The 18,276-nt window shown below is 68.2% G+C and carries 17 protein-coding genes; 11 read left to right on the plus strand and 6 right to left on the minus strand.

From position 1 onward, the window contains the following. Position 1 precedes the first annotated feature (1 nt). The 3 genes from ACFVJ5_RS26900 (at position 2) to ligA (ending at position 4,476) form a co-directional block, all read left to right on the plus strand. On the plus strand, positions 2-1,666 hold the full coding sequence (locus ACFVJ5_RS26900; RefSeq protein WP_379224176.1) for a bifunctional 3'-5' exonuclease/DNA polymerase: 1,665 nt from the start codon (positions 2-4) through the stop codon (positions 1,664-1,666). Between the two features lie 41 nt (positions 1,667-1,707). Then, entirely contained in the window at positions 1,708-2,352 is a 645-nt protein-coding gene (locus ACFVJ5_RS26905; RefSeq protein WP_379224178.1) for a LysE family translocator, read from the plus strand. Positions 2,353-2,484: 132 nt separating this feature from the next. Further along, positions 2,485-4,476, plus strand: a complete 1,992-nt coding sequence (ligA, locus tag ACFVJ5_RS26910) for an NAD-dependent DNA ligase LigA (RefSeq protein WP_379224180.1) — start codon at positions 2,485-2,487, stop codon at positions 4,474-4,476. A gap of 15 nt (positions 4,477-4,491) precedes the next feature. Here the strand turns inward: ligA and ACFVJ5_RS26915 are convergent, their stop codons facing one another. Genes ACFVJ5_RS26915 through ACFVJ5_RS26940 form a run of 6 tightly spaced genes read right to left on the minus strand, consistent with a single transcriptional unit; the run spans position 4,492 to position 10,148 of the window. Beyond that, positions 4,492-6,102, minus strand: a complete 1,611-nt coding sequence (locus ACFVJ5_RS26915) for an acyl-CoA synthetase (protein WP_379224182.1) — start codon at positions 6,100-6,102, stop codon at positions 4,492-4,494. A gap of 24 nt (positions 6,103-6,126) precedes the next feature. Continuing rightward, positions 6,127-7,365 (minus strand): hypothetical protein, encoded by a 1,239-nt coding sequence (locus ACFVJ5_RS26920; protein ID WP_379224184.1) that lies wholly within the window; start codon positions 7,363-7,365, stop codon positions 6,127-6,129. Between the two features lie 5 nt (positions 7,366-7,370). Then, positions 7,371-7,922: a nuclear transport factor 2 family protein gene (locus ACFVJ5_RS26925; protein ID WP_379224186.1), complete on the minus strand. Its 552-nt coding sequence runs from the start codon at positions 7,920-7,922 to the stop codon at positions 7,371-7,373. Further along, positions 7,922-8,149 (minus strand): ferredoxin, encoded by a 228-nt coding sequence (locus ACFVJ5_RS26930; RefSeq protein WP_379224188.1) that lies wholly within the window; start codon positions 8,147-8,149, stop codon positions 7,922-7,924. The genes ACFVJ5_RS26925 and ACFVJ5_RS26930 overlap by 1 nt, the downstream gene beginning before the upstream one ends. Next, complete coding sequence (locus tag ACFVJ5_RS26935) at positions 8,146-8,943, minus strand: SDR family oxidoreductase (RefSeq protein ID WP_379224190.1); 798 nt, start codon at positions 8,941-8,943, stop codon at positions 8,146-8,148. The genes ACFVJ5_RS26930 and ACFVJ5_RS26935 overlap by 4 nt, the downstream gene beginning before the upstream one ends. Further along, positions 8,943-10,148 (minus strand): cytochrome P450, encoded by a 1,206-nt coding sequence (locus ACFVJ5_RS26940; protein ID WP_379224192.1) that lies wholly within the window; start codon positions 10,146-10,148, stop codon positions 8,943-8,945. The genes ACFVJ5_RS26935 and ACFVJ5_RS26940 overlap by 1 nt, the downstream gene beginning before the upstream one ends. A 233-nt stretch (positions 10,149-10,381) precedes the next feature. Between ACFVJ5_RS26940 and ACFVJ5_RS26945 the strand changes: the two genes are divergently transcribed. From ACFVJ5_RS26945 to ACFVJ5_RS26980, 8 genes are read left to right on the plus strand one after another with little or no spacing between them, the layout of a single operon-like run. Next, the gene (locus ACFVJ5_RS26945; RefSeq protein ID WP_379224194.1) at positions 10,382-11,281 is read left to right on the plus strand and encodes an MlaE family ABC transporter permease; all 900 of its coding nucleotides are present in this window, start codon (positions 10,382-10,384) and stop codon (positions 11,279-11,281) included. Beyond that, entirely contained in the window at positions 11,281-12,147 is an 867-nt protein-coding gene (locus ACFVJ5_RS26950; protein WP_379224196.1) for an ABC transporter permease, read from the plus strand. The genes ACFVJ5_RS26945 and ACFVJ5_RS26950 overlap by 1 nt, the downstream gene beginning before the upstream one ends. A 4-nt stretch (positions 12,148-12,151) precedes the next feature. Then, complete coding sequence (locus tag ACFVJ5_RS26955) at positions 12,152-13,195, plus strand: hypothetical protein (protein WP_379224198.1); 1,044 nt, start codon at positions 12,152-12,154, stop codon at positions 13,193-13,195. Next, positions 13,195-14,193, plus strand: a complete 999-nt coding sequence (locus tag ACFVJ5_RS26960) for an MlaD family protein (RefSeq protein ID WP_379224200.1) — start codon at positions 13,195-13,197, stop codon at positions 14,191-14,193. The genes ACFVJ5_RS26955 and ACFVJ5_RS26960 overlap by 1 nt, the downstream gene beginning before the upstream one ends. Then, entirely contained in the window at positions 14,181-15,188 is a 1,008-nt protein-coding gene (locus ACFVJ5_RS26965; RefSeq protein WP_379224202.1) for an MlaD family protein, read from the plus strand. The genes ACFVJ5_RS26960 and ACFVJ5_RS26965 overlap by 13 nt, the downstream gene beginning before the upstream one ends. Next, complete coding sequence (locus ACFVJ5_RS26970; protein ID WP_379224204.1) at positions 15,185-16,291, plus strand: MlaD family protein; 1,107 nt, start codon at positions 15,185-15,187, stop codon at positions 16,289-16,291. The genes ACFVJ5_RS26965 and ACFVJ5_RS26970 overlap by 4 nt, the downstream gene beginning before the upstream one ends. After that, entirely contained in the window at positions 16,288-17,322 is a 1,035-nt protein-coding gene (locus tag ACFVJ5_RS26975; RefSeq protein ID WP_379224206.1) for an MlaD family protein, read from the plus strand. The genes ACFVJ5_RS26970 and ACFVJ5_RS26975 overlap by 4 nt, the downstream gene beginning before the upstream one ends. Next, the gene (locus ACFVJ5_RS26980) at positions 17,319-18,275 is read left to right on the plus strand and encodes an MlaD family protein (protein ID WP_379224208.1); all 957 of its coding nucleotides are present in this window, start codon (positions 17,319-17,321) and stop codon (positions 18,273-18,275) included. The genes ACFVJ5_RS26975 and ACFVJ5_RS26980 overlap by 4 nt, the downstream gene beginning before the upstream one ends. Position 18,276 lies beyond the last annotated feature (1 nt).

The following is an 18,276-nucleotide window of genomic DNA, read 5'->3' on the forward strand; positions in this document are numbered from 1 at the left end:
GGTGAGATGGGCGATAACGGAGACGGGCGACGGCGGCGCCCGGTTGTGTCCGCTCGATCAGGACGGCCACCCGGCGGGACCGGTGCTCGACGAGCCCTCGCTCGTCGATGCGGTGCGCACCCGCCCGGACGTGGAGCGGTGGGTGTGGCGGTCCACCGCCGAGATCTACCGTGCGTTGCTGGCAGCGGGTGTGTGGGTGGAACGCTGCTACGACGTCCAGGCGGCGGAGTCGCTGCTGATCGGCCACGAGGAAGGGCAGTCGGGGCAGGCGCGCTCGCTCGCGGCGGGCTGGGCCCGGTTGCACAACCTGGCCGTCCCGCCGGATGCGCCGGTGCGGGCCGCCGAGACGCAGCCGTCGCTGTTCGAGTCCGGCCCGGTGCCACTGCCGCCGGGGGTCGACGAGTTCACCGCCCTGCTGGCGGTGTACGCGGGACAGGTCGCGCGCACCGCTCGCGCCGAGCATCCCGAGCGCATGCGACTGCTGCTCGCCGCCGAATCGGCGGGCATGCTCGTCGCCGTCGAGATGGGGCAGCTCGGAATTCCGTGGCGCGCCGACGTCCACCGCGAACTCCTGGATTCGATGCTGGGAGAGCGCTTTCCGGGTGGATCGGAACCGCGCCGGATGGCGGAACTGGCCGAGGAGGTGTCGCGGGCGTTCGGGACGGGGGTCCGAGTCCGGCCCGATCTCCCCGCCGACATCATCAGGGCTTTCGGTCGCGCCGGAATCCTGCTGTCCTCCACCAGGAAATGGGAGCTCCAGCGGATCGACCACCCGGCGGTCGCCCCGCTGCTGGCCTACAAATCGCTGTATCGCCTCTACACGGCGCATGGTTGGTCCTGGCTCGAACAGTGGGTGCACGGCGGCCGCTTCCGCCCCGAATACCTACCCGGCGGCACAGTGTCCGGGCGCTGGACCACCAATGGTGGCGGCGCACTACAGATTCCGAAGATCATCCGGCAAGCGATCCGGGCCGACCCCGGCTGGTCGCTGGTCGTCGCCGACGCCGACCAGATGGAGCCTCGGATCCTCGCGGCGATCTCGCGTGATCCCGGGTTGATGGAAGCGGCCGGTCGTGGCGACGACCTCTACGCGGACCTGGCCGCTCGCGGATTCGGCGGCGACCGCGATCAAGCCAAGATCGCGCTGCTCGGCGCCATCTACGGCCAGACCTCCGGCGACGCCCTGACCCACCTCGCGGGTCTGCGCCGGCGCTATCCCGCCGCCGTCGCCTACGTCGACGACGCCGCGCGCGCCGGCGAGGAAGGCCGTCTCGTGCGCACCTGGCTGGGGCGCACCTGCACGCCGTTGTCGGTCGCGCTCGACGACACCGACACACCCCAGGACACCCGCACCGAATTCGGCGCCGATTCCGCCGCCCGTGCCCGGGGTCGCTTCACCCGCAACTTCGTGGTGCAGGGCAGCGCCGCCGACTGGGCCCTGCTGGTCCTGGCCGGAATCCGGCACGCGATCCGCGACCTCCACGCGGAACTGGTCTTCTTCCAGCACGACGAAGTGATCGTGCACTGCCCGACCGAGGAAGCCGCCGCGGTGGCCGAAGCGATCGCCACCGCCGCCGACACCGCGGGCCGGATCGCCTTCGGGCAGACGCCGGTCCGGTTCCCGTTCACCACCGCCGTAGTGCAGTGCTACGGCGATGCGAAGTAGGAACGCCGCGAGATCGGTTCTCCCCGGTCTAGCGTGGTCGCATGCTCAGTCTCGAACAGCTGGTCACATTCGGCGTGGCGGCCTTGATCATCATCGTGATTCCCGGCCCCAGCGTGGTTTTCGCCATCGGCAGGGCTCTCGCCCACGGTCGGTCCGTCGCATTGGCCAGCGTGGCCGGCAACACCCTGGGTCTGCTCACGGTGCTGGCGCTGGTCGCGGTCGGACTGGGTGCGATCGTCGCCGAGTCGGCCACAGTGTTCTGGATCGTGAAAATCGCCGGCGCGGCCTACCTGGTCTACCTCGGGGTCAACGCGATCCGACACCGCGCTGCGTTCGGAGCGGGAGACCTGGACCCGGAACGCTCCGCGTTGCCGTGGCGGACCTCGGTGCGGCAGGGCTTCGTCGTCGGCGCGTCGAACCCGAAGTCGTTCATCCTGGCCGCCGCCGTCGTACCGCAGTTCGTGGATCGAGGCGCCGGGCAAGTCCAGCTTCAGATCTTGCTGCTCGGCCTGATCGCGGTCGTGATCGCCTTGGTGTCGGACAGCCTCTGGGCGGTGCTGGCCGCACGGCTGCGCGACTGGTTCAGCCGGTCTCCGCGACGCGAGGAGACGCTCGGGACCGTCGGGGGCTTGTCGATGATCGGGCTCGGCGTCTCGGTGGCGTTCACCGGCAACCATTCGAAGTAGCGCTGCGACCAGTTCGATCGGCGACACCTGCCGCTCACCGGATTCGGCCGAATGGGCTGAGCGTCACCCCGATCCTGTCAGCTCGAGAATGTCGGCCCGTAGATGTCGGTGGGTATCGGTAGCGTCTTGTCCGTGGAAACAGGGGAACGTATCCGAGAACTCGCCGACCGGATGGTGGCGCTGCGCGACGCCTACTACCAGGGGGCGCCGCTGGTCGCCGACGCGGAATTCGACGCGATCGAAGACGAGCTGCGCGCCCTGATCGAGGCGCACCCCGACCTCGCGCCGGACCCGAATCCGCTCGAGCAGGTCGGTGCGCCCGCGGTGTTGCACGCCCCGGTCCGGCACTCACGGCCGATGCTGTCGCTGGAGAAGGCGACCAAGCCGGAGCAGGTCGAGGCGTTCTTCGACCGATTCCCCGGCCAGTCGGTGGTCGTGATGCCCAAGCTCGACGGCCTGTCGCTGGCTCTGGTCTTCGAGAACGGGCGGCTGGCGCGTGCGGTCACCCGCGGTGACGGCACCACCGGTGACGACGTGACCCCACTGGTCCGTGCCCTCGTCGACGGGGTCCCCGAGCGGATCGACCTGCCGGGTCGCGTAGAGGTACGTGGGGAGGCGGTGATGTTGCGTTCGACCTTCCTGGCCTACAACGCCGCACACCCCGACAAGCCACTGATCAATCCGCGCAATGCCGCGGCGGGCACCCTGCGCGCGAAAGACCCGGCGACCGTGTCGGAACGGCGCCTGCAGTTCTTCGGCTTCGACCTGGACACCGCCGCCGACGACGCCGCGCACGACCTCGGGGAAGGACTGCGGGCGATCGGGGTAGCGGGTGCGCAGATGCGGCTGTGCGCCGACGCCGCGCGGGCCCAGGCGGCGATCACCGAGATCGAGCAGGGTCGCAACGATCTGGACTACGACATCGACGGCGCGGTATTACGGCTGGCCGACCGTGACGCCTACGCGGCGGCCGGAACCCGGTCGAACTCCCCACGCGGTGCGCTGGCGTTCAAGTTCGCCGCCGAGGAGAAGACCACGCTGCTGCGCGAGGTGATCTGGGATGTCGGCAAGACGGGCAAGATCGTTCCCGTCGCCTGGCTCGAGCCGGTGTTCGTCGGCGGCACGACGGTCACGAAGGCGACGCTGGCGAACCAAGAGGTGATCCGCGCCCGCGACATCAAGGTCGGCGACACAGTGCTGGTGCGCCGCGCCGGTGATGTCATCCCGTTCGTGGCCGGCGTGCTCGACGCCGCCAAGCGCACGGGCGAGGAGCTCGAGATCATCTCGCCCACCGAGTGCCCCTCGTGCGCTCAGCCGGTCACCGAGCAGGGCAACAGCCGAGAACTGTTCTGCACCAACGTCGCCTGTCCCGCCCAAACAGTGCGCAGGCTGATCCACTGGGCCTCGCGCGCGGCGGCCGACATCGACGCCATCGGGGGAGTGTGGATCGAACGCCTCGCCGAGGCAGGCATTCTCGAAAGCCCGTCGGACTTCTACACGCTGACCAACGAACGACTGCTCGAATTCGACCGCATCGGCGAGGTCTCCGCCGCGCGCATGATCGATTCGATCGACGCCAGCCGCCAGGTCGGCCTGCGCCGCGCCCTGATCGGCCTCGCCATCCCGATGGCCTCCGACGGCACCGCCGCGCGCCTGGCCCGGTCGGGCTTCGGCTCCCTGGAGGAAGTCGCCGACGCGGGCGAGGAACGACTCGTGGCGGTAGAAGACATCGGCCCGAAGGTCGCCGCCTCCCTGGTCGCCCACCTGACACGGTTGCGTCCGGAACTGGACCGCCTGCGCGAACTCGGTGTCTCGCTGGATGTGCGCGAGGAGGACCTGCCGCCGGTCATCGCGGCAGGCGCACCCCTCGAAGGCAAAACCGTGGTGATCACCGGTGCGATCAGCGACCCACGCTCCGGCGAGAAGGTGGCCCGCCCGACGTTCCAGCGCCTGTGCGAGCAGGCGGGAGCGACGGCGGCGTCCTCGGTCTCGGCGAACACCGACATGCTCATCACCGGCGCGGGAGTCGGTGACAGCAAGCTGGCCAAGGCCGAGAAGCTCGGCGTCGAGGTCGTCGACCAGGGCGAGATCTGGAAGCTGCTGATCGACGCCAAGATCATCTGACGAGCGCGGCGATGCTCACTCGGACTGATGGTCGGGGGTTCGGTCGGTGACGAAGTCCTTGGCCCAGCGGTAGTCGGGTTTGCCACTGGGGGAGCGGGAGATCGTGTCCGCTACCCAGATGCGTTTGGGGATCTTGTACCCGGCGAGGTGGGGGCGCAGATGGGTGCGCACGGCGTCGAAGTCCAGGGTGCGGTCGGGGGCGATCGAGATGATCGCCGCCACCTGCTGGCCCCACCGTTCGTGCGCGACGCCGATGACGACCGCGTCGTAGATCGCGTCGTGGGATTTCACCACGGCCTCGACCTCCTCGGGGAACACCTTCTCCCCGCCGGTGTTGATCACCATGTTGCCGCGCCCGATCAGGGTGATCGAGCCATCGATCTCGGCGCGGGCACGGTCGTCGGTGACCACGATGCGGGCGCCGTCCACCGTCTTGAACAGCCGGGCGGTGCGCTCGGGGTCGTTGTAGTAGCCGAGCGGGACCGCGCCGGTCTTGGCCAGCCACCCCTCCGCGCCGGGGGCGACGGGCCGTCCGTCCTCGTCGACGACCACCGCGCCTCGCCCGGTCTGCACGCGTGGTCCACGCGCCGGATCGTCGTCCTTCTGCGCGAAACCGATACCGCCGAAACCGGTTTCGGACGACCCGATCGAGTCCGACACCATCGATGTCGGAAACTTCTCCAGCAGTGCGTTCTTCACCGGTTGCGACAGCAGCGCCGCCCCCGAGGCGATGACGAGCAGCGAGGCGGCATCCACCGGGGCCTCGTCGAAGGCATCGATCAGCGGTCTCGCCATCGCGTCGCCGGTGATGACCATGACGTGCGGTTTGTGGGTGGCCACGGACTGCCAGATCCGCTCCGGGTCGAAGCGCGGCTCGAACAGAACGCTGTTGCCCGACCACAGGGCGTTGAAGGTCGGCATCATGGCCGCGGCGTGGATCAGCGGTGGGAGCACGAACCAGATGCTGGGCACCCCCTGCGTGCCGGTCGCCGACTGCTGGAATTCGTCGCGCACCGGTTCACCGGTGTAGAAGTCGATGCCGCCACCCAGGACGCGCCACATGTCCTCCTGCCGCCACATGACGCCCTTGGGCATGCCGGTGGTGCCGCCGGTGTACATCATGAACAGGTCTTCGGCGGTCCGTGTGACTGTGGGACGGAACGGTTTTCCCGCTGCGACGAGCTGCTCGTACGGCACCGCGCCGCTCTCCGATGCACCGACGTCGCGGTCGTCGTCGACACAGATCGACAGGCGCACCCCCGGAGCGAGCGCGAGCCCCGCACGCGCGGTCTCGGCGTAACAGGCGTGGTACAGCAGCACTTCGAGGTCGGCGTTGTTGTAGACATAGGCCAGCTCGGTCGGGCCGTACCGGTAGTTGATATTGATCGGGACGGCGGCCAGCTTGAAGCAGGCGATCAACGTCTCCATGGTCTCGATGCTGTTGTGCATCTGGAATCCGACGTGGGTGCCGTGGCCGACGCCCGACTCGGCGAGCTGGTGCGCGAGCCGGTTGGCGCGAATGTCCAGTTCCCGGAACGTCACTCGACGATCGCGCTGAATCAGCGCGATCCGGTCGGGCATGGCGTCGACGGAGTGTTCGAACAGGTCGGCGAAGTTGTTGGCCATGTCAATCCATCTCTCGACGATCTCTCACACGACGGTGAGCGGCAGGGGTTTCCCCCGGTCGGTGAAGGCGAAGCCCGCACCGGTGCTGAAGCGGGTCACCGCGACCTCGGACGCTTCACGGAACGGTTGTTCGGCCCGGTCGATCTCGACGGTCCAGCCGTGCTGGTCGGTAGCGGCCACCCGCGCGACGAACCGAGGGTCGACCCCGCGCACCAGGGCATCGAGCGGCCGGAGGTCCTCGGGCGTCAGCATCGAGGGCCACGCGCCGTCGGTTCGCGCCCCGCTGGCATGCGGAAACCGCAGCCGCACACCGGAGTCCACTACCGAGATGTCGATTCCCGTGTAGCCCAGCGGGTTCAGCGCCGGATGCACACGCAAGACCCTGGCCAGCGCGTCCGGATCGCGGCCGAGGTTCAGGCAGTCGCGGATGCGCTCGGAGGTCAGCCCGGCGATCCCGGCGAACTGCTTGCGCCCGATCCCGAGGGCGGTCGCCGCATCGGCGCGTTCCCCGATGGCGATCATGAACCCGAGGGTCAGCAGGTGCTGTTGCAGGCAGATCTCGTCGGCCATTCGCCGCAACGCCGCATGGGAGAAATCGGCGAACCGCAGATCGCTCAGCAGCGGACCCGTGTAGTCGGCCGTGCCCTCCCCTCCCGTGTCGATGTCGGCCAACTCCAGCTGCGCGGCAGCGGAATTCGCGAGGAGCGCGGCATTGCGGGGGACCTCGGGCGGGACATGCGCGGGATCGATGACGACCGTCCACGCGCACACCGGGGTCCGGTCGGCGGGCTTGCGCGGTGGGCGGTGTACCGGTCGCACCTGGGCGTGCGGATTGGTGGCCAGCGCCGTGGCATCGAAGGTGGGGTCCTCGATGTCGTGGCACATCGCCACCACGAACTCCTCGCCCATCGGCTCCACATCGGCCAGCGCGCCACAGTGATCTAGCCAGAACTCGCCGTGGTCGTGGTCGTCGACGCGGAACCGGAAGTCCATGAACTGCGGTGGCGCGCCGATGTCGAGTTGCAGCCCTTTGAAGATGGTTTCGACGCTGTCGCCGGTGAAGCGCAGCGCTCGCTGCATCCGGCGGGTGTAGATCGGACTGGCCAGCTGCCACTCCTCGATCGCGACCGCCGTCATTCCCTCGCGGCCGAAGGCGGCGATGGTGTGCGCCATCCCGGACCGGTCGATGAGGTGACCGCACAGCAGCAGTTCGGGGACCAGCGCGGCCAGCTGGTCTCGGGACAGCTCCGCGTACCTGCTCATCGACGTCACCACAGGGAAGCAGGCGATTCGCCGATGGGGTACCAGCCGGGCAGCGGGTCACGCGAGACGGAGCGCTCGATGCGCTTGTGCATGCCCGGCGACAGCGCGTTGTCGGTGATCATGTCGAGGAACATCGCCGAGACATTGCCGAAGTCGAAGAAGTCACGCTGCCAGGACCATTGGAAGTCGCCGCCGTAGCGGAACCAGCTGCCGCCGATGCCCTCGGGGGAGTAGTGGCGGCCGTCGGCGCGCTTGCCCTCGTTGATCTGCTTCCAGAAGCCGATGACGGTGCCGCTGCGCTCGTCGACGACGAACTCCTGATATGGGTAGGTCCAGCCCTCGAGGCCGAGCATCTCCTGGCCGAGGGCGTAGTCGCGGATCTCGTCGCGGCCGACGGCCATGAACTCCTGTTTGGGGCCGTAGTTCCAGCCGTAGGTGGCGTCGGTCGTGTACATCTCGGCGAGGGGCTTCCAGTCGCCCTTCTCCTCGCATCGCTGGTTCTCCACGACCCAGCGCCGAATCATCTCGTCGAGTTCGGCCCGCTCGAAACTTGCCATCAGTCTGTGCCTTTCGCAGGGGAGTCGGATTCGCCACCGTCGGCGATCGACAGAGCTCGGGTGGGGCAGTAGCGGATCGCGGCCTCGACGGCCGTACGCTCCGCGTCGCCCGGGGTGGCGTCGGTGATCTGGACCGGGCCGCGCTTGGGCACGGTGAAGACCGCGGGCGCCTCGTCCTGGCAGACGCCGTGTCCCTGACACAGGTCGAGGTCGACCACGATTCTCATGACGCGCCTCCGTCCGGCGTCGGCCGCAGCGGCGCCTCGGGCTGCACCTCGACCAGCACCATGTGTGCCCCACGCGGGACCGAGACCACCGTCGCGACCGCGTCGGCGAGGTGGTGCGGTCGCAGCATGTAGGGGTGGCGGGCCAAGCCCCAGTTCTTCCAGTCCTGCAGCACCGGCCCGACGATCTCGGGGGTCGAATCCATGCCCATCCCGGTGAGAGTCGGACCGGGTCGTACCAGTGAGGCGCGAATTCCGGTGCCCTCCAGTTCCATTCGCAACTGACCGACCATTGCCTCCAGCCCGTTCTTCGCGGCGCTGTAGGCGCCGGACCGTGGCCGCGGGTTGTCGGCGCAATCGGAGCTGATCACGACGAGATCGCCGCGCCGCCGCGCGGTCATCCCGGGCAGGACCCGGTGCACGAGACGTTGCGCGCCGACGAGATGGACCTGCACCTGGAACAGGAAGCGTTCCGGGTCCATCTCCCCGACCAGGGAGAATTCGATATCGCCCGCGCCGGAGACGAGAATCTCGGTCGGTCCGAGCGTGCCCTCGGCGGCCGTCACGAACTCGTCGACGGAGTCGGCATCGGTGACGTCGAGCCGGTGGGCGTACGCCTGGCCGCCGTCCGCGCGGATCTTGGCCGCGATCTCCTCGCACAGCTCCACCCGGCGCGCGCCCAATGTCACCGGATGGCCGAGCTCGGCGAGCGCGACGGCCGTCGCGGCGCCGATACCGGAGGACGCGCCGGCGATCAGCGCGGGTCTGCGGTCGGGATGGGGTTCGAATCGGGGCACTAGCTGACCTCTACTGTGATGGGGAGTTTGGCGAAGCCACGGACGTTGGTGGAGTGCACCCGTTCGATGCCGTCGGCGTCGACGTCGTATCTGGCGACGCGCGAGGCGAATTCGCCGAGCACGATCGTGGCTTCGAGCCGGGCCAGGTGCGCGCCGAGGCAGAAGTGCACGCCCGCACCGAAGCTGGCGAGCGCGCTGCTGTCGTTGCGGTCGATCACGTAGCTGTCGCCGTCGTCGAAAGCGGTCGCGTCGCGATTGGCCGAGCCGATCAGCAGCAGCACCTTGGCGCCTGCCGGGATGGTGCCGCCGTGGTAGTCGAGATCGACCGCCGCGGTGCGGGCCACGATCTGGCTGGAGGTGTCGTAGCGCAGCGTCTCCTCCACCCAGTCGCTCACCAGTTCCGGCTCGGCGACCACCTTGGCGTACTCCGTGGGATTGGCGGCCGCCCAGTAGAGCGCGTTGCCCAAAAGCTTTGTGGTGGTTTCATTTCCGGCCACGACCATCAGGAACATGAAGCCGATGATCTCCTCGTCGGTGAGGGTGTCGTCGTCGATTTCGGCATCCAGCAGCGCGGAGGTGAGGTCGTCGGCGGGCGCGGCGCGGCGCTGGGCGACCATGTCGGCGTAGTAGCCGAACAGTCGAATCGAGGCGTCGATCGCGTCGACGGGCACATCGAGGACGCCCTCTTCGCGGTGCACCACGAGATCGGCCAACCGGCGGATCTCGGCACGGTCGGGTGCGGGCACACCCATCAGTTCGGAGATGACGTCCATCGGCAATTTGCCCGCGACCTCGTCGATCCAGTCGAAGCTGCCGCGCGCGAGGGCGGGCTCGAGATGCTCCAGCGTGATCTCGCGGATGCGGACTTCCATCTCGGCGACGCGTTTCGGCGTGAATCCCTTGAAGACGAGCCTGCGCATCCGCATATGCCGCGGATCGTCCATCGCCAGGAACGACATCACCCGATGCGCGTGCGGACCCCAGGCCGCCGGATCGAGGGAGACGCCATTGGCGCTGGAGAGCCGGTTGCTGTCCCGAAATGCCGCGATCACATCGGAATGCCGGGAAAGGGCCCAGAAATCGAGATCGGGATTGTGATAAAGCGGCGCCTCGGTGCGCAGGCGGTGGTAAGTCGGATACGGATCTTCGTGGAATCCGTAGTCGTACGGGTCGAAAGTCAGGGGTTCCACAGCGGCGCTCGTCATCATGAATACCCCGGTTTCGATAGGTCGTCGCCGCCGGGTGCTGGGGTCGGTCGCACCGAAGGAGACAGGTAGCTGGACATGTGTCTGGACGGTACCATCGACACAAGTTCAACACAACGGTTTCGGGGTCGAAGGAGGGCTTCTACCGGCCGAAGTCGGCAGATTCAGGGGCTGGTCAGAAATCTGGACCAGTGTCTGGAATATGGTCCAAGTCATATGGTACGGTCACCGCCATGGCAGGGGTAGACGGCGAAGTCGCACCGGCTCGGATCGGTGCGACGGACGCGGGCGACCCGGATGTGCCGGAGGCCGAACAGGCGAGCGCGGCCCGGATAATTCGACGCAACTTCTCCGATACCGTCCTTTCGAGCGTGGCGACGCTCGGCCGGGCATTGCGAATGGGCGCCGGGGCCGTCTATCTCGGGGCGAACGACGCCATTCGTGGGCGATTCCAGATACACGAAACTCTCGCGCAGGCCTGGTTTCTGATCAGAGTCACCGCGGTGCCGAGCATTTTGATGGCCATCCCGTTCGGTGTCATCGTTTCCGCCCAGGTCGGCAATATCGTGTCCGAGCTCGGCGCCGATTCGATGATCGGTGCCGCGGGTGGTCTCGGCGTCATCAAACAGGGCGCGCCGATGGCCACCGCGATGCTGCTCGGCGGTGCGGGCGCCGCCGCGATCGCCGCCGATCTGGGGGCGAGAACCATCCGCGAAGAAGTCGACGCCCTCCGGGTGATGGGCATCGACCCGGTGCAACGGCTGGTGGTGCCCCGCATCGCGGCCATGATGCTGGTCGCGCCGCTGCTCAATATCTTGATCATCTTCGTCGGCATCAGCTCCGGGTTCGTGGTCGCGGTATCGGCCTTGAACGTCACCCCGGGCAGCTACTGGCAGTCCTTCGGTTCCTTCACCACCTCGATCGACGTCTGGGTCTCGCTGATCAAGGCGTTGATCTTCGGCTTTCTGGTGGTCGTGATCGCCTGTCAGCGCGGGTTGGAGGCCAAGGGCGGACCGCGCGGTGTCGCCGACGGGGTCAACGCGGCCGTGGTGATGTCGATCGCCGCGGCCGTGGTGCTGAACACCGTGATCACCCAGGTGGTCACCATGTTCTTCCCGGTGAGGATGGCCTGATGAGCGCCGCTCCGTACTATCCCGTCGGGCTGCGCTGGGTGGGCAGACTCCGGCGCCGCCGCATCCATCCGCTCGGCCCGATCGAGTCGATCGGCTTCGTGATCGGCTTCGGTTGGCAGGTCCTCTCGTCGGTGCCCTACACGCTCGTGCACTACCGGCGGCAGACGGTCACGATGGTGACGGACATGACGTGGGGTCGCGGTTCGGTGATCATCGGCGGCGGCGTGGTGCCCCTGATGCTGTTGCTCGGCGCCGCCATGGGCGCGTCCATCGGCATCGAGGCGTTCAGCGCGCTGAACCTGTTGTCACTGGGTCAGCTCAGCGGTCTGATCTCGGCCTTCGGGGTGACCCGTGAGCTCGCGCCGATCGCGGCTGGGATCGGGTTCGCGGCCCAGGCCGGGTGCCGGATGACCGCGGAGATCGGTTCGATGCGCATCTCCGAGGAGATCGACGCGCTGGAATCACTCGGGATCCGGTCGGTGCCCTTCGTCGTGACGACCCGGGTCATCGCCGGGATCTTCGCCGTCGCACCGGCTTTCGTGGTCGCACTGATCCTGAGCTACGCCTCCTGCGCCCTGATCGTGACGACTGTCCACGGCACACCGACCGGAACCTACAACCACTACTTCGATCAGTTCGTGGTCGGCTGGGACGTGTTCGCCGCGACCGTCAAGGTGATGGTGTTCGCCATCGCCGTCGTGCTGATCCATTGCTATCAGGGCTATTTCGCCACGGGCGGCCCCGAAGGCGTCGGCATCGGTTCCGGGCGCGCCATTCGGGCGAGCCTGGTGGCGATCATCGCGCTCGACATGGTCGCCACCATCGCACTGTGGGGATTCCAATCCCCCGTCACGTTCACCGGGTGATGCCATGCCTGCCTACGCCCTGCCGGGAACCGAAGTCGGTCCGCTGCGTGCCCGGATCCTCGGCACGCTCGCCATCGCGCTCGCGCTACTGGCCGTGCTGGTCTGGCGCGGGGTGCCCGACAGCGAGCCCGCCGACCAGATCCGGGTCGCGCTGCTGGTCGGTGAGGTCGGCGAGGGAGTGGGGGAGGGCACCGATGTCCGGCTCGACGGCGTGCGGGTCGGCTCGGTCGACACGATCGACTTCGCCGGCCGGAGCAAGCAGCGAATCGAGCTGACGCTGAGCGGGTCTCAGCTGTTCGGTCTGACCGACGCGCTGGCCGTCGACTACGCGCCGGGAAACCTGTTCGGCATCAGCGCCATCGAGCTGCACTCGACGATGGGCGGTGCTGAGCTGGTCGACGGTTCGACCGTCGACCTGACCGGTCGCGACGCTGCTCGAATACACGACGCCACGCTCTCCGCCTTGCTGAAAGCGACGGGACAGCTCACCGACGAGGTGCTGACACCGAAACTCGTCGCACTGCTCAGTACCGTCTCCCGCGACCTGACGGCGTTCACGCCGCTGCTGGAAGCCATCGGCGCGACCGCCCGCTCCTATGCCGAGACCAGGCAGCTACCGCCCTCGGTGCTGTTCGAACAGTTCGGTTCGGCGCTGACCGGTCTGCCGCCGATGCTGACAGGCGGCCTGACGCTGCTGAACGCGGAGTACACGAACAAATACCTGGCGGTCCCCGATCAGCTCCAACGGTTCGGCCGGATGTTCGAGGGCGTGCAGTACCAACTGCTGCCGACGGTCACCCGACTGTTCAGCACCTCTCAGCAGTATTTCGGGGAGATCTTGCCCATGCTCAGCCTCGTCCTCGACCGGCTCGCCGCCTCGGTCAGCACCCCGCAGCGCTCGGCGCAGCAGCTGAGCGAGCTGCTCACCCGACTCGACACCGCCTTTCGGGACACACCCGACGGCCCGGTGCTCCGGGCCGAGGTCGCGCTCGACGGTGTACCGGGTCTGGCGGCGCCGCTGGCCGCGATGCTCGGGGGCGGGCGCTGATGACGACACGTGCCCTGCTGATCCGGGTAGCCACGGCGGTCGCGCTGATGGCAGTGGTGCTGGTCGGCGTCCTGCGCGTGATCGAGCGACCCGTCGACGGCGAAACCGACACCTACACAGCGCTGTTCACCGACGCGAACGGGCTGCGCGGTGGTGACGACGTGCGCCTCTACGGTGTGCAGGTCGGCAAGGTGGTGGCCGTCGAGCTCGACGGCGCGCTCGCCCGCGTGCGTTTCACCGTCGCGCGGGATCGGACGTTGTTCATCAACTCCCGGATCGCCATCCGCTACCAGAACCTCACGGGTTTCCGATATCTGGGCGTCGAACAACCCGACCAGCCGACGGGCCGACGGGATCCGGCGTCGGTTTTCAGCACCGCGGAGACCGTGCCGGACTTCGACATCACCCGTCTGTTCAAGGGCTTGCAGCCGGTGCTGGCCGAACTCTCACCCGAGGATCTCAACCAGTTCGCGACCAGCATCCTCGCGGTGATCCAGGGCGACGGAACAGGTCTCGGACAGGCACTGGGTGCCATCGACAAGCTCAGCCGCTTCGCCTCCGACCGTCAGGTGGTCCTGTCGACCCTGGCGCGCAACCTCGCCGAGGTCGCCGATCATCTCGACGGAAAGTCGGGCAACGCCATCACGCTGCTGACCAATCTGACCAACCTGTTCATGGCCATCACGGCGAAACTGCCCGGGCTGGTCGACTTCTCGATCGGTATTCCCGGTGTGCTGAAACCGTTGCGCAGCATGCTGACCGTCTTCGGGGTCACCGGCGAGCCGAACAGCGATCTCGACGCGGCGCTCACCAGGGCCTTCCCCGATCCGTACGAGGCGGTGGCCGCGTTCGAGAGCCTGCCCGGCCTCATCCAGTCGATGACGCGCGCGATTCCCCAGACCGGGCCCGACCTCACCTGCTCGCACGGTGACGCCACCGCACCGCCACCGCTGCAAGTGCTCATCGCCGGACAGGGGATCGTGCTGTGTCACCGATAACGCGCCGACGCGCCACCCACGATCCCCGAGCGGGCGAATTGCGGTGGGGGATAGCGGGAATGTGCGCCGCGGTACTGCTCCTGGTCGCGATCGGTCTCGTCTATGTCACCGGAACCACCTCGCAGAGAACCTATCGCGCCGACATGACCGAGGCGGGTTCGGTCCGCGTCGGCGACGATGTGCGGCTCGCCGGGATACCCGTCGGGAAAGTGACTTCGCTCGACCTGCTGCCCGACCGGGTCAGAATGAGGTTCACCGTCGCCGCCGACGCGTTCATCGGCGATCAGACCACCCTCGATATCCGGATGCTGACCTTTGTCGGCGGCTACTACGTGGCGGTACTGCCCGCGGGCACGCAACCGCTGGGTGATGCGGTGCTGCCCGCGCAGCGAGTGATCGTGCCCTACAACCTGACCCGGGCATTCCAGGACGCGGTGGAGCCGGTGCGCCGCATCGACGGCGAGGTCTTCCGGCGTGACCTCGCCGCGCTGTCCACCGCGATCGACAAGAGCCCGGACGCGGTGCGGTCGGCCGTGCGCGCCGCCGGTGACGTGGTCGCGATCCTGGACGAGCAGAACGCGGATATCTCGCGCACCCTGTCCATCGCCGACGAGTACCTCAGCGCGCTGCGGGCCAACGCCGATGTGCTGGCGAACCTGATCATCACCCTCGGCACGCTCGAGCAGATCATCCAGACGAACAAGGTGGTGGTCGCGGATTCCCTGATCGATCTGTCGGTCGTCCTGAAACAGGTCACGCCGCTCGGGCGGGCGTGGGACGCCTCGCTCCAGCAGCGGGTGGCCCCGCTCGCCGCGGCCGTCCCCGCGCTCGAAGAGCTCGGTACGCGCCTGGGCGTCCTGTTCGATTCCGTGCGCGCACTGGAGCAGCGCTTGCTCCCGCTGCTCCCACCGGACGGTGGGGTGAGTGTCGATCAGTCCGGGGCGACGATCCAGCTACCCGGGGTCTGCGTGCCACTGTCAGGAGGCGGCTGTTGATATCGAAACAGGTACTCGGATCGCGCGGGCTGATGTCGGTCGCGGTGGTCCTGACTCTCGTCCTCGCCGGCGCGCTCGGTCTGCGACTGAGTACGCCGAACCCGCCGGTGCGGGCCTACTGCGCCGACATGCCCGACAGCATCGGACTTTACGAAGGCAGCGCCGTCACGGTGCTGGGGGTGCCGGTCGGGCGGGTCACCGACATCAGCGTCGACGGTGCGTCGGCACGCGTCGAATTCACCGTCCGCGCCGACCGCAAGCTGCCGCTCGAGGTCGGGGCGGTGACGGTCAGCGACACTGTGATCGCCGACCGCCGACTGGCCCTCATCGGCAACGAACCTGTCGGGCCGGGCTGGAATTCGAGCGCGTGCATCACCAAAACCCTGACGCCCAAGAGCCTCACACAGACCTTCGACGCCCTCGCCGGTCTGGCCGACCAGCTCAACGGCGCGGGCGATCCGGCGCAGCGGACCGCCCTCGGCGCCGGGATCACTGCCCTCGAACGCGCCACCGCGGGAACGGGCGAGCAGATCAACGACGTCATCGTCGCGCTGAGCCGGGCGCTGGCCGCGCCCGATGCGGCGATCGGTCACCTCGGGCAGTTGCTCGACGCGCTTACCGAGCTCGCGCACCGCGCGCGCGGCGGCTGGTCGCAGGTGGAGACGACGGTGACCGGGTTGCCGCAGACATTCGACGACATCGTCACCATCGCCTTTCCACCGGTCATCGCGATCGTCGCCACCCTCGCCGATCTGCTGCCCCAGCTCAACGATGTGATCATGATGTTCGGCTCGCCCGCACTGCGCGCACTGGATGCGGTGCCCGATCTGTCGCGGATGATCGCGGCGGGAGTCGGCTCGCTGGCCGACGTCATCGCGATGGCGCCTGCTGTCGCCAGTGGCTTCGCCGGCGCAGTCGACCCGGCCACCGGCGCGCTGACCATCGGCTACGCACCGCCGAAACTCGCACTTGCCCAGCAGGACTCGGCCCAGATCTGCGCGGCCGTGCAGATCGTCACCGGGCAGCTGTGCCTGCCTTCGGAGAGCGGTGCGATGACGATTCCCGCGATGCCCGTCCTGCTGGGAGCGGTGAGCGCCCGATGAAACGTGCCGCCCTGTTAGCCCTCGCGGTGCTGCTCGCCGCGACCGGGTGCGGATTCCAGCCCGCCGATCTGCCCGTGCCCGGCGCCGCCGTCGGCGGACCCACCTACCCGCTGCGGATCGAGTTCGCCGACGTCCTCAATCTCCCGCGGGGCGCCAAGGTGATCGCGGCGGGTGTCCGCGTCGGCGGGCTCACCGGGGTCACCCTGGTCGATCCCGTCCCCGGCACGGCGGACCGGGCCGCCGTGCCGGGGTATGCCGTCGTCGATGTCGAGATCCGGCAGTCGGTCCGGCTCCCGGTGGGCACCACCGCCGAACTGCGCCAGGAGACACCGCTCGGCGACGTCCACATCGCCCTGAGCGATCCCGCCGACACGACCGCGGGCGAGCTGACAGCCGGCGCGACCATCCCGCTCGCCGACACCACCCAGTCGCCGCCGATCGAGGACATCCTGGCCGGACTGTCCACCTTCGTCGGCAGCGGTGCGGTGACCGATTTCCAGGACATCGTGCGCACTATGAACGGCGTATTCCCCGACGATCCGCGCGAAACAGCCAGAATCGCCGACACTCTCGGGGCCGACATCACCGACCTCGGCAACCACCTGGACTCGGTCGACGCCCTGCTCGACGGCATGGAAGCCACCGTCGAAGACGGGATGCGGCACAACGTGCCGATTCTCGACGAGCTGCTCACTCCCTACGGCGTCCAACACACCACCGACGCGGTGAACACCCAGATCAGTGTCATCTTCGTGCTGACCGCGCTCGGCCCGGTCGCGCCGAGCGTCCAGTGGCTCGGCCCGCTGCTGTCCGCCCTGGACGACACCACCCGCGCCGTGGTCCCCATGCTGCTCGGCAGCCACCCCCTCGACACCGACGCGCCCTCGAACATGAAGGCGCTCATCGACCTGATCAACACCGACCTGGTCCCGTTCGCGCGACACGGACCGAAGGTCGACCTGTCGATCACGCCCGGCGAACACACCGCCCGGATCGTCGACTCCCTGCGAATGATCGGTCTGGTGCGATGAACCTTCGTGCGACAGTGTCGCTCTCGGCGATCATGGCGGTGCTGATTTTCGGGGTCGGGTACATGTCGCTCGGTGTGCTCCGGCTCGATCCGCGAATCAGCTACCGCACCGCGGATCTGCGGCTGGCGAACTCGGGCGGGCTGGCGCCGAACTCACCGGTCCTGCTCTCCGGTGTCCAGGTCGGGCGCACCGAGTCGGTGCGCAAACAGGCCGACGGTGTGCTCGTCCGGTTGCGGATCGACAGTCGCTACCGCATCCCGGTGTCCAGCGATGTCCGCATCGAGCAGTTGTCGGCGCTGGGCGAGCCCTACATCGCCTTCGCGCCGGAGTCGGGGGCAGGGCCGTATCTCGAGGACGGCCAGGTCGTCGCGGCGGACCGTGTCCACCTGCCGACGACCATCACCGCGCTCTCGGCCCGGCTGGTCGAGCTGCTCGACCAGATCCGTCCCGAGGCGATCGCGAACCTGGTCGACACCTTCGATCGCGCGCTCACCGGGACCGACGCCGCGATGGGGACCCTGCAGCGGTCATCGACGCTACTCGCGGCGACCCTGCTCAGCCGCACCGAAGCGATTCGGCAGCTGTTCGCCGACATCCAAGCCCTCGGCGGTGACATGGCGTGGCTCGGCCCGTCGCTCGCTACCGCGGGCCCGCTGTTCGGCGAGTTCGGTGTCACGCTGAACGCGATCGTGGAGTCCGGTTCGGAGCTCGTGGAAAGCCGTCCGGTCGAGGACTACTTCACCGGCGACGGTCTGGTCCCCTTCCTCGACAACCTCACCGCCCTGATCACCGAGATCGGCCCGAGTATCGCCCCGCTGGGACAGATTCTCGGCCCGGTGGTCACCGATGCGGTGCATCGCGCGCCGGCCATCGACATCAGCACCCTGATCGACCAAGCACTGCAGAACGTGGACACCGACGGCACCGTGCGTTTCCGCCTCGGCGTCAAATAGC

The sequence above is a fragment of the Nocardia sp. NPDC127606 genome (assembly GCF_042671725.1).
Classification (GTDB): domain Bacteria; phylum Actinomycetota; class Actinomycetes; order Mycobacteriales; family Mycobacteriaceae; genus Nocardia.

What these genes read in the sequence shown, in the direction of transcription:
- ACFVJ5_RS26950 (WP_379224196.1), top strand. Translation starts at nt 11,281, where the DNA reads ATGAGCGCCGCTCCGTACTATCCCGTCGGGCTGCGCTGGGTGGGCAGA.
- ACFVJ5_RS26955 (WP_379224198.1), top strand. Translation starts at nt 12,152, where the DNA reads ATGCCTGCCTACGCCCTGCCGGGAACCGAAGTCGGTCCGCTGCGTGCC.
- ACFVJ5_RS26925 (WP_379224186.1), bottom strand. Translation starts at nt 7,922, where the DNA reads ATGGCAAGTTTCGAGCGGGCCGAACTCGACGAGATGATTCGGCGCTGG.
- ACFVJ5_RS26945 (WP_379224194.1), top strand. Translation starts at nt 10,382, where the DNA reads ATGGCAGGGGTAGACGGCGAAGTCGCACCGGCTCGGATCGGTGCGACG.
- ACFVJ5_RS26940 (WP_379224192.1), bottom strand. Translation starts at nt 10,148, where the DNA reads ATGACGAGCGCCGCTGTGGAACCCCTGACTTTCGACCCGTACGACTAC.
- ACFVJ5_RS26920 (WP_379224184.1), bottom strand. Translation starts at nt 7,365, where the DNA reads ATGAGCAGGTACGCGGAGCTGTCCCGAGACCAGCTGGCCGCGCTGGTC.
- ACFVJ5_RS26930 (WP_379224188.1), bottom strand. Translation starts at nt 8,149, where the DNA reads ATGAGAATCGTGGTCGACCTCGACCTGTGTCAGGGACACGGCGTCTGC.
- ACFVJ5_RS26960 (WP_379224200.1), top strand. Translation starts at nt 13,195, where the DNA reads ATGACGACACGTGCCCTGCTGATCCGGGTAGCCACGGCGGTCGCGCTG.
- ACFVJ5_RS26915 (WP_379224182.1), bottom strand. Translation starts at nt 6,102, where the DNA reads ATGGCCAACAACTTCGCCGACCTGTTCGAACACTCCGTCGACGCCATG.
- ACFVJ5_RS26905 (WP_379224178.1), top strand. Translation starts at nt 1,708, where the DNA reads ATGCTCAGTCTCGAACAGCTGGTCACATTCGGCGTGGCGGCCTTGATC.
- ACFVJ5_RS26980 (WP_379224208.1), top strand. Translation starts at nt 17,319, where the DNA reads ATGAACCTTCGTGCGACAGTGTCGCTCTCGGCGATCATGGCGGTGCTG.
- ACFVJ5_RS26975 (WP_379224206.1), top strand. Translation starts at nt 16,288, where the DNA reads ATGAAACGTGCCGCCCTGTTAGCCCTCGCGGTGCTGCTCGCCGCGACC.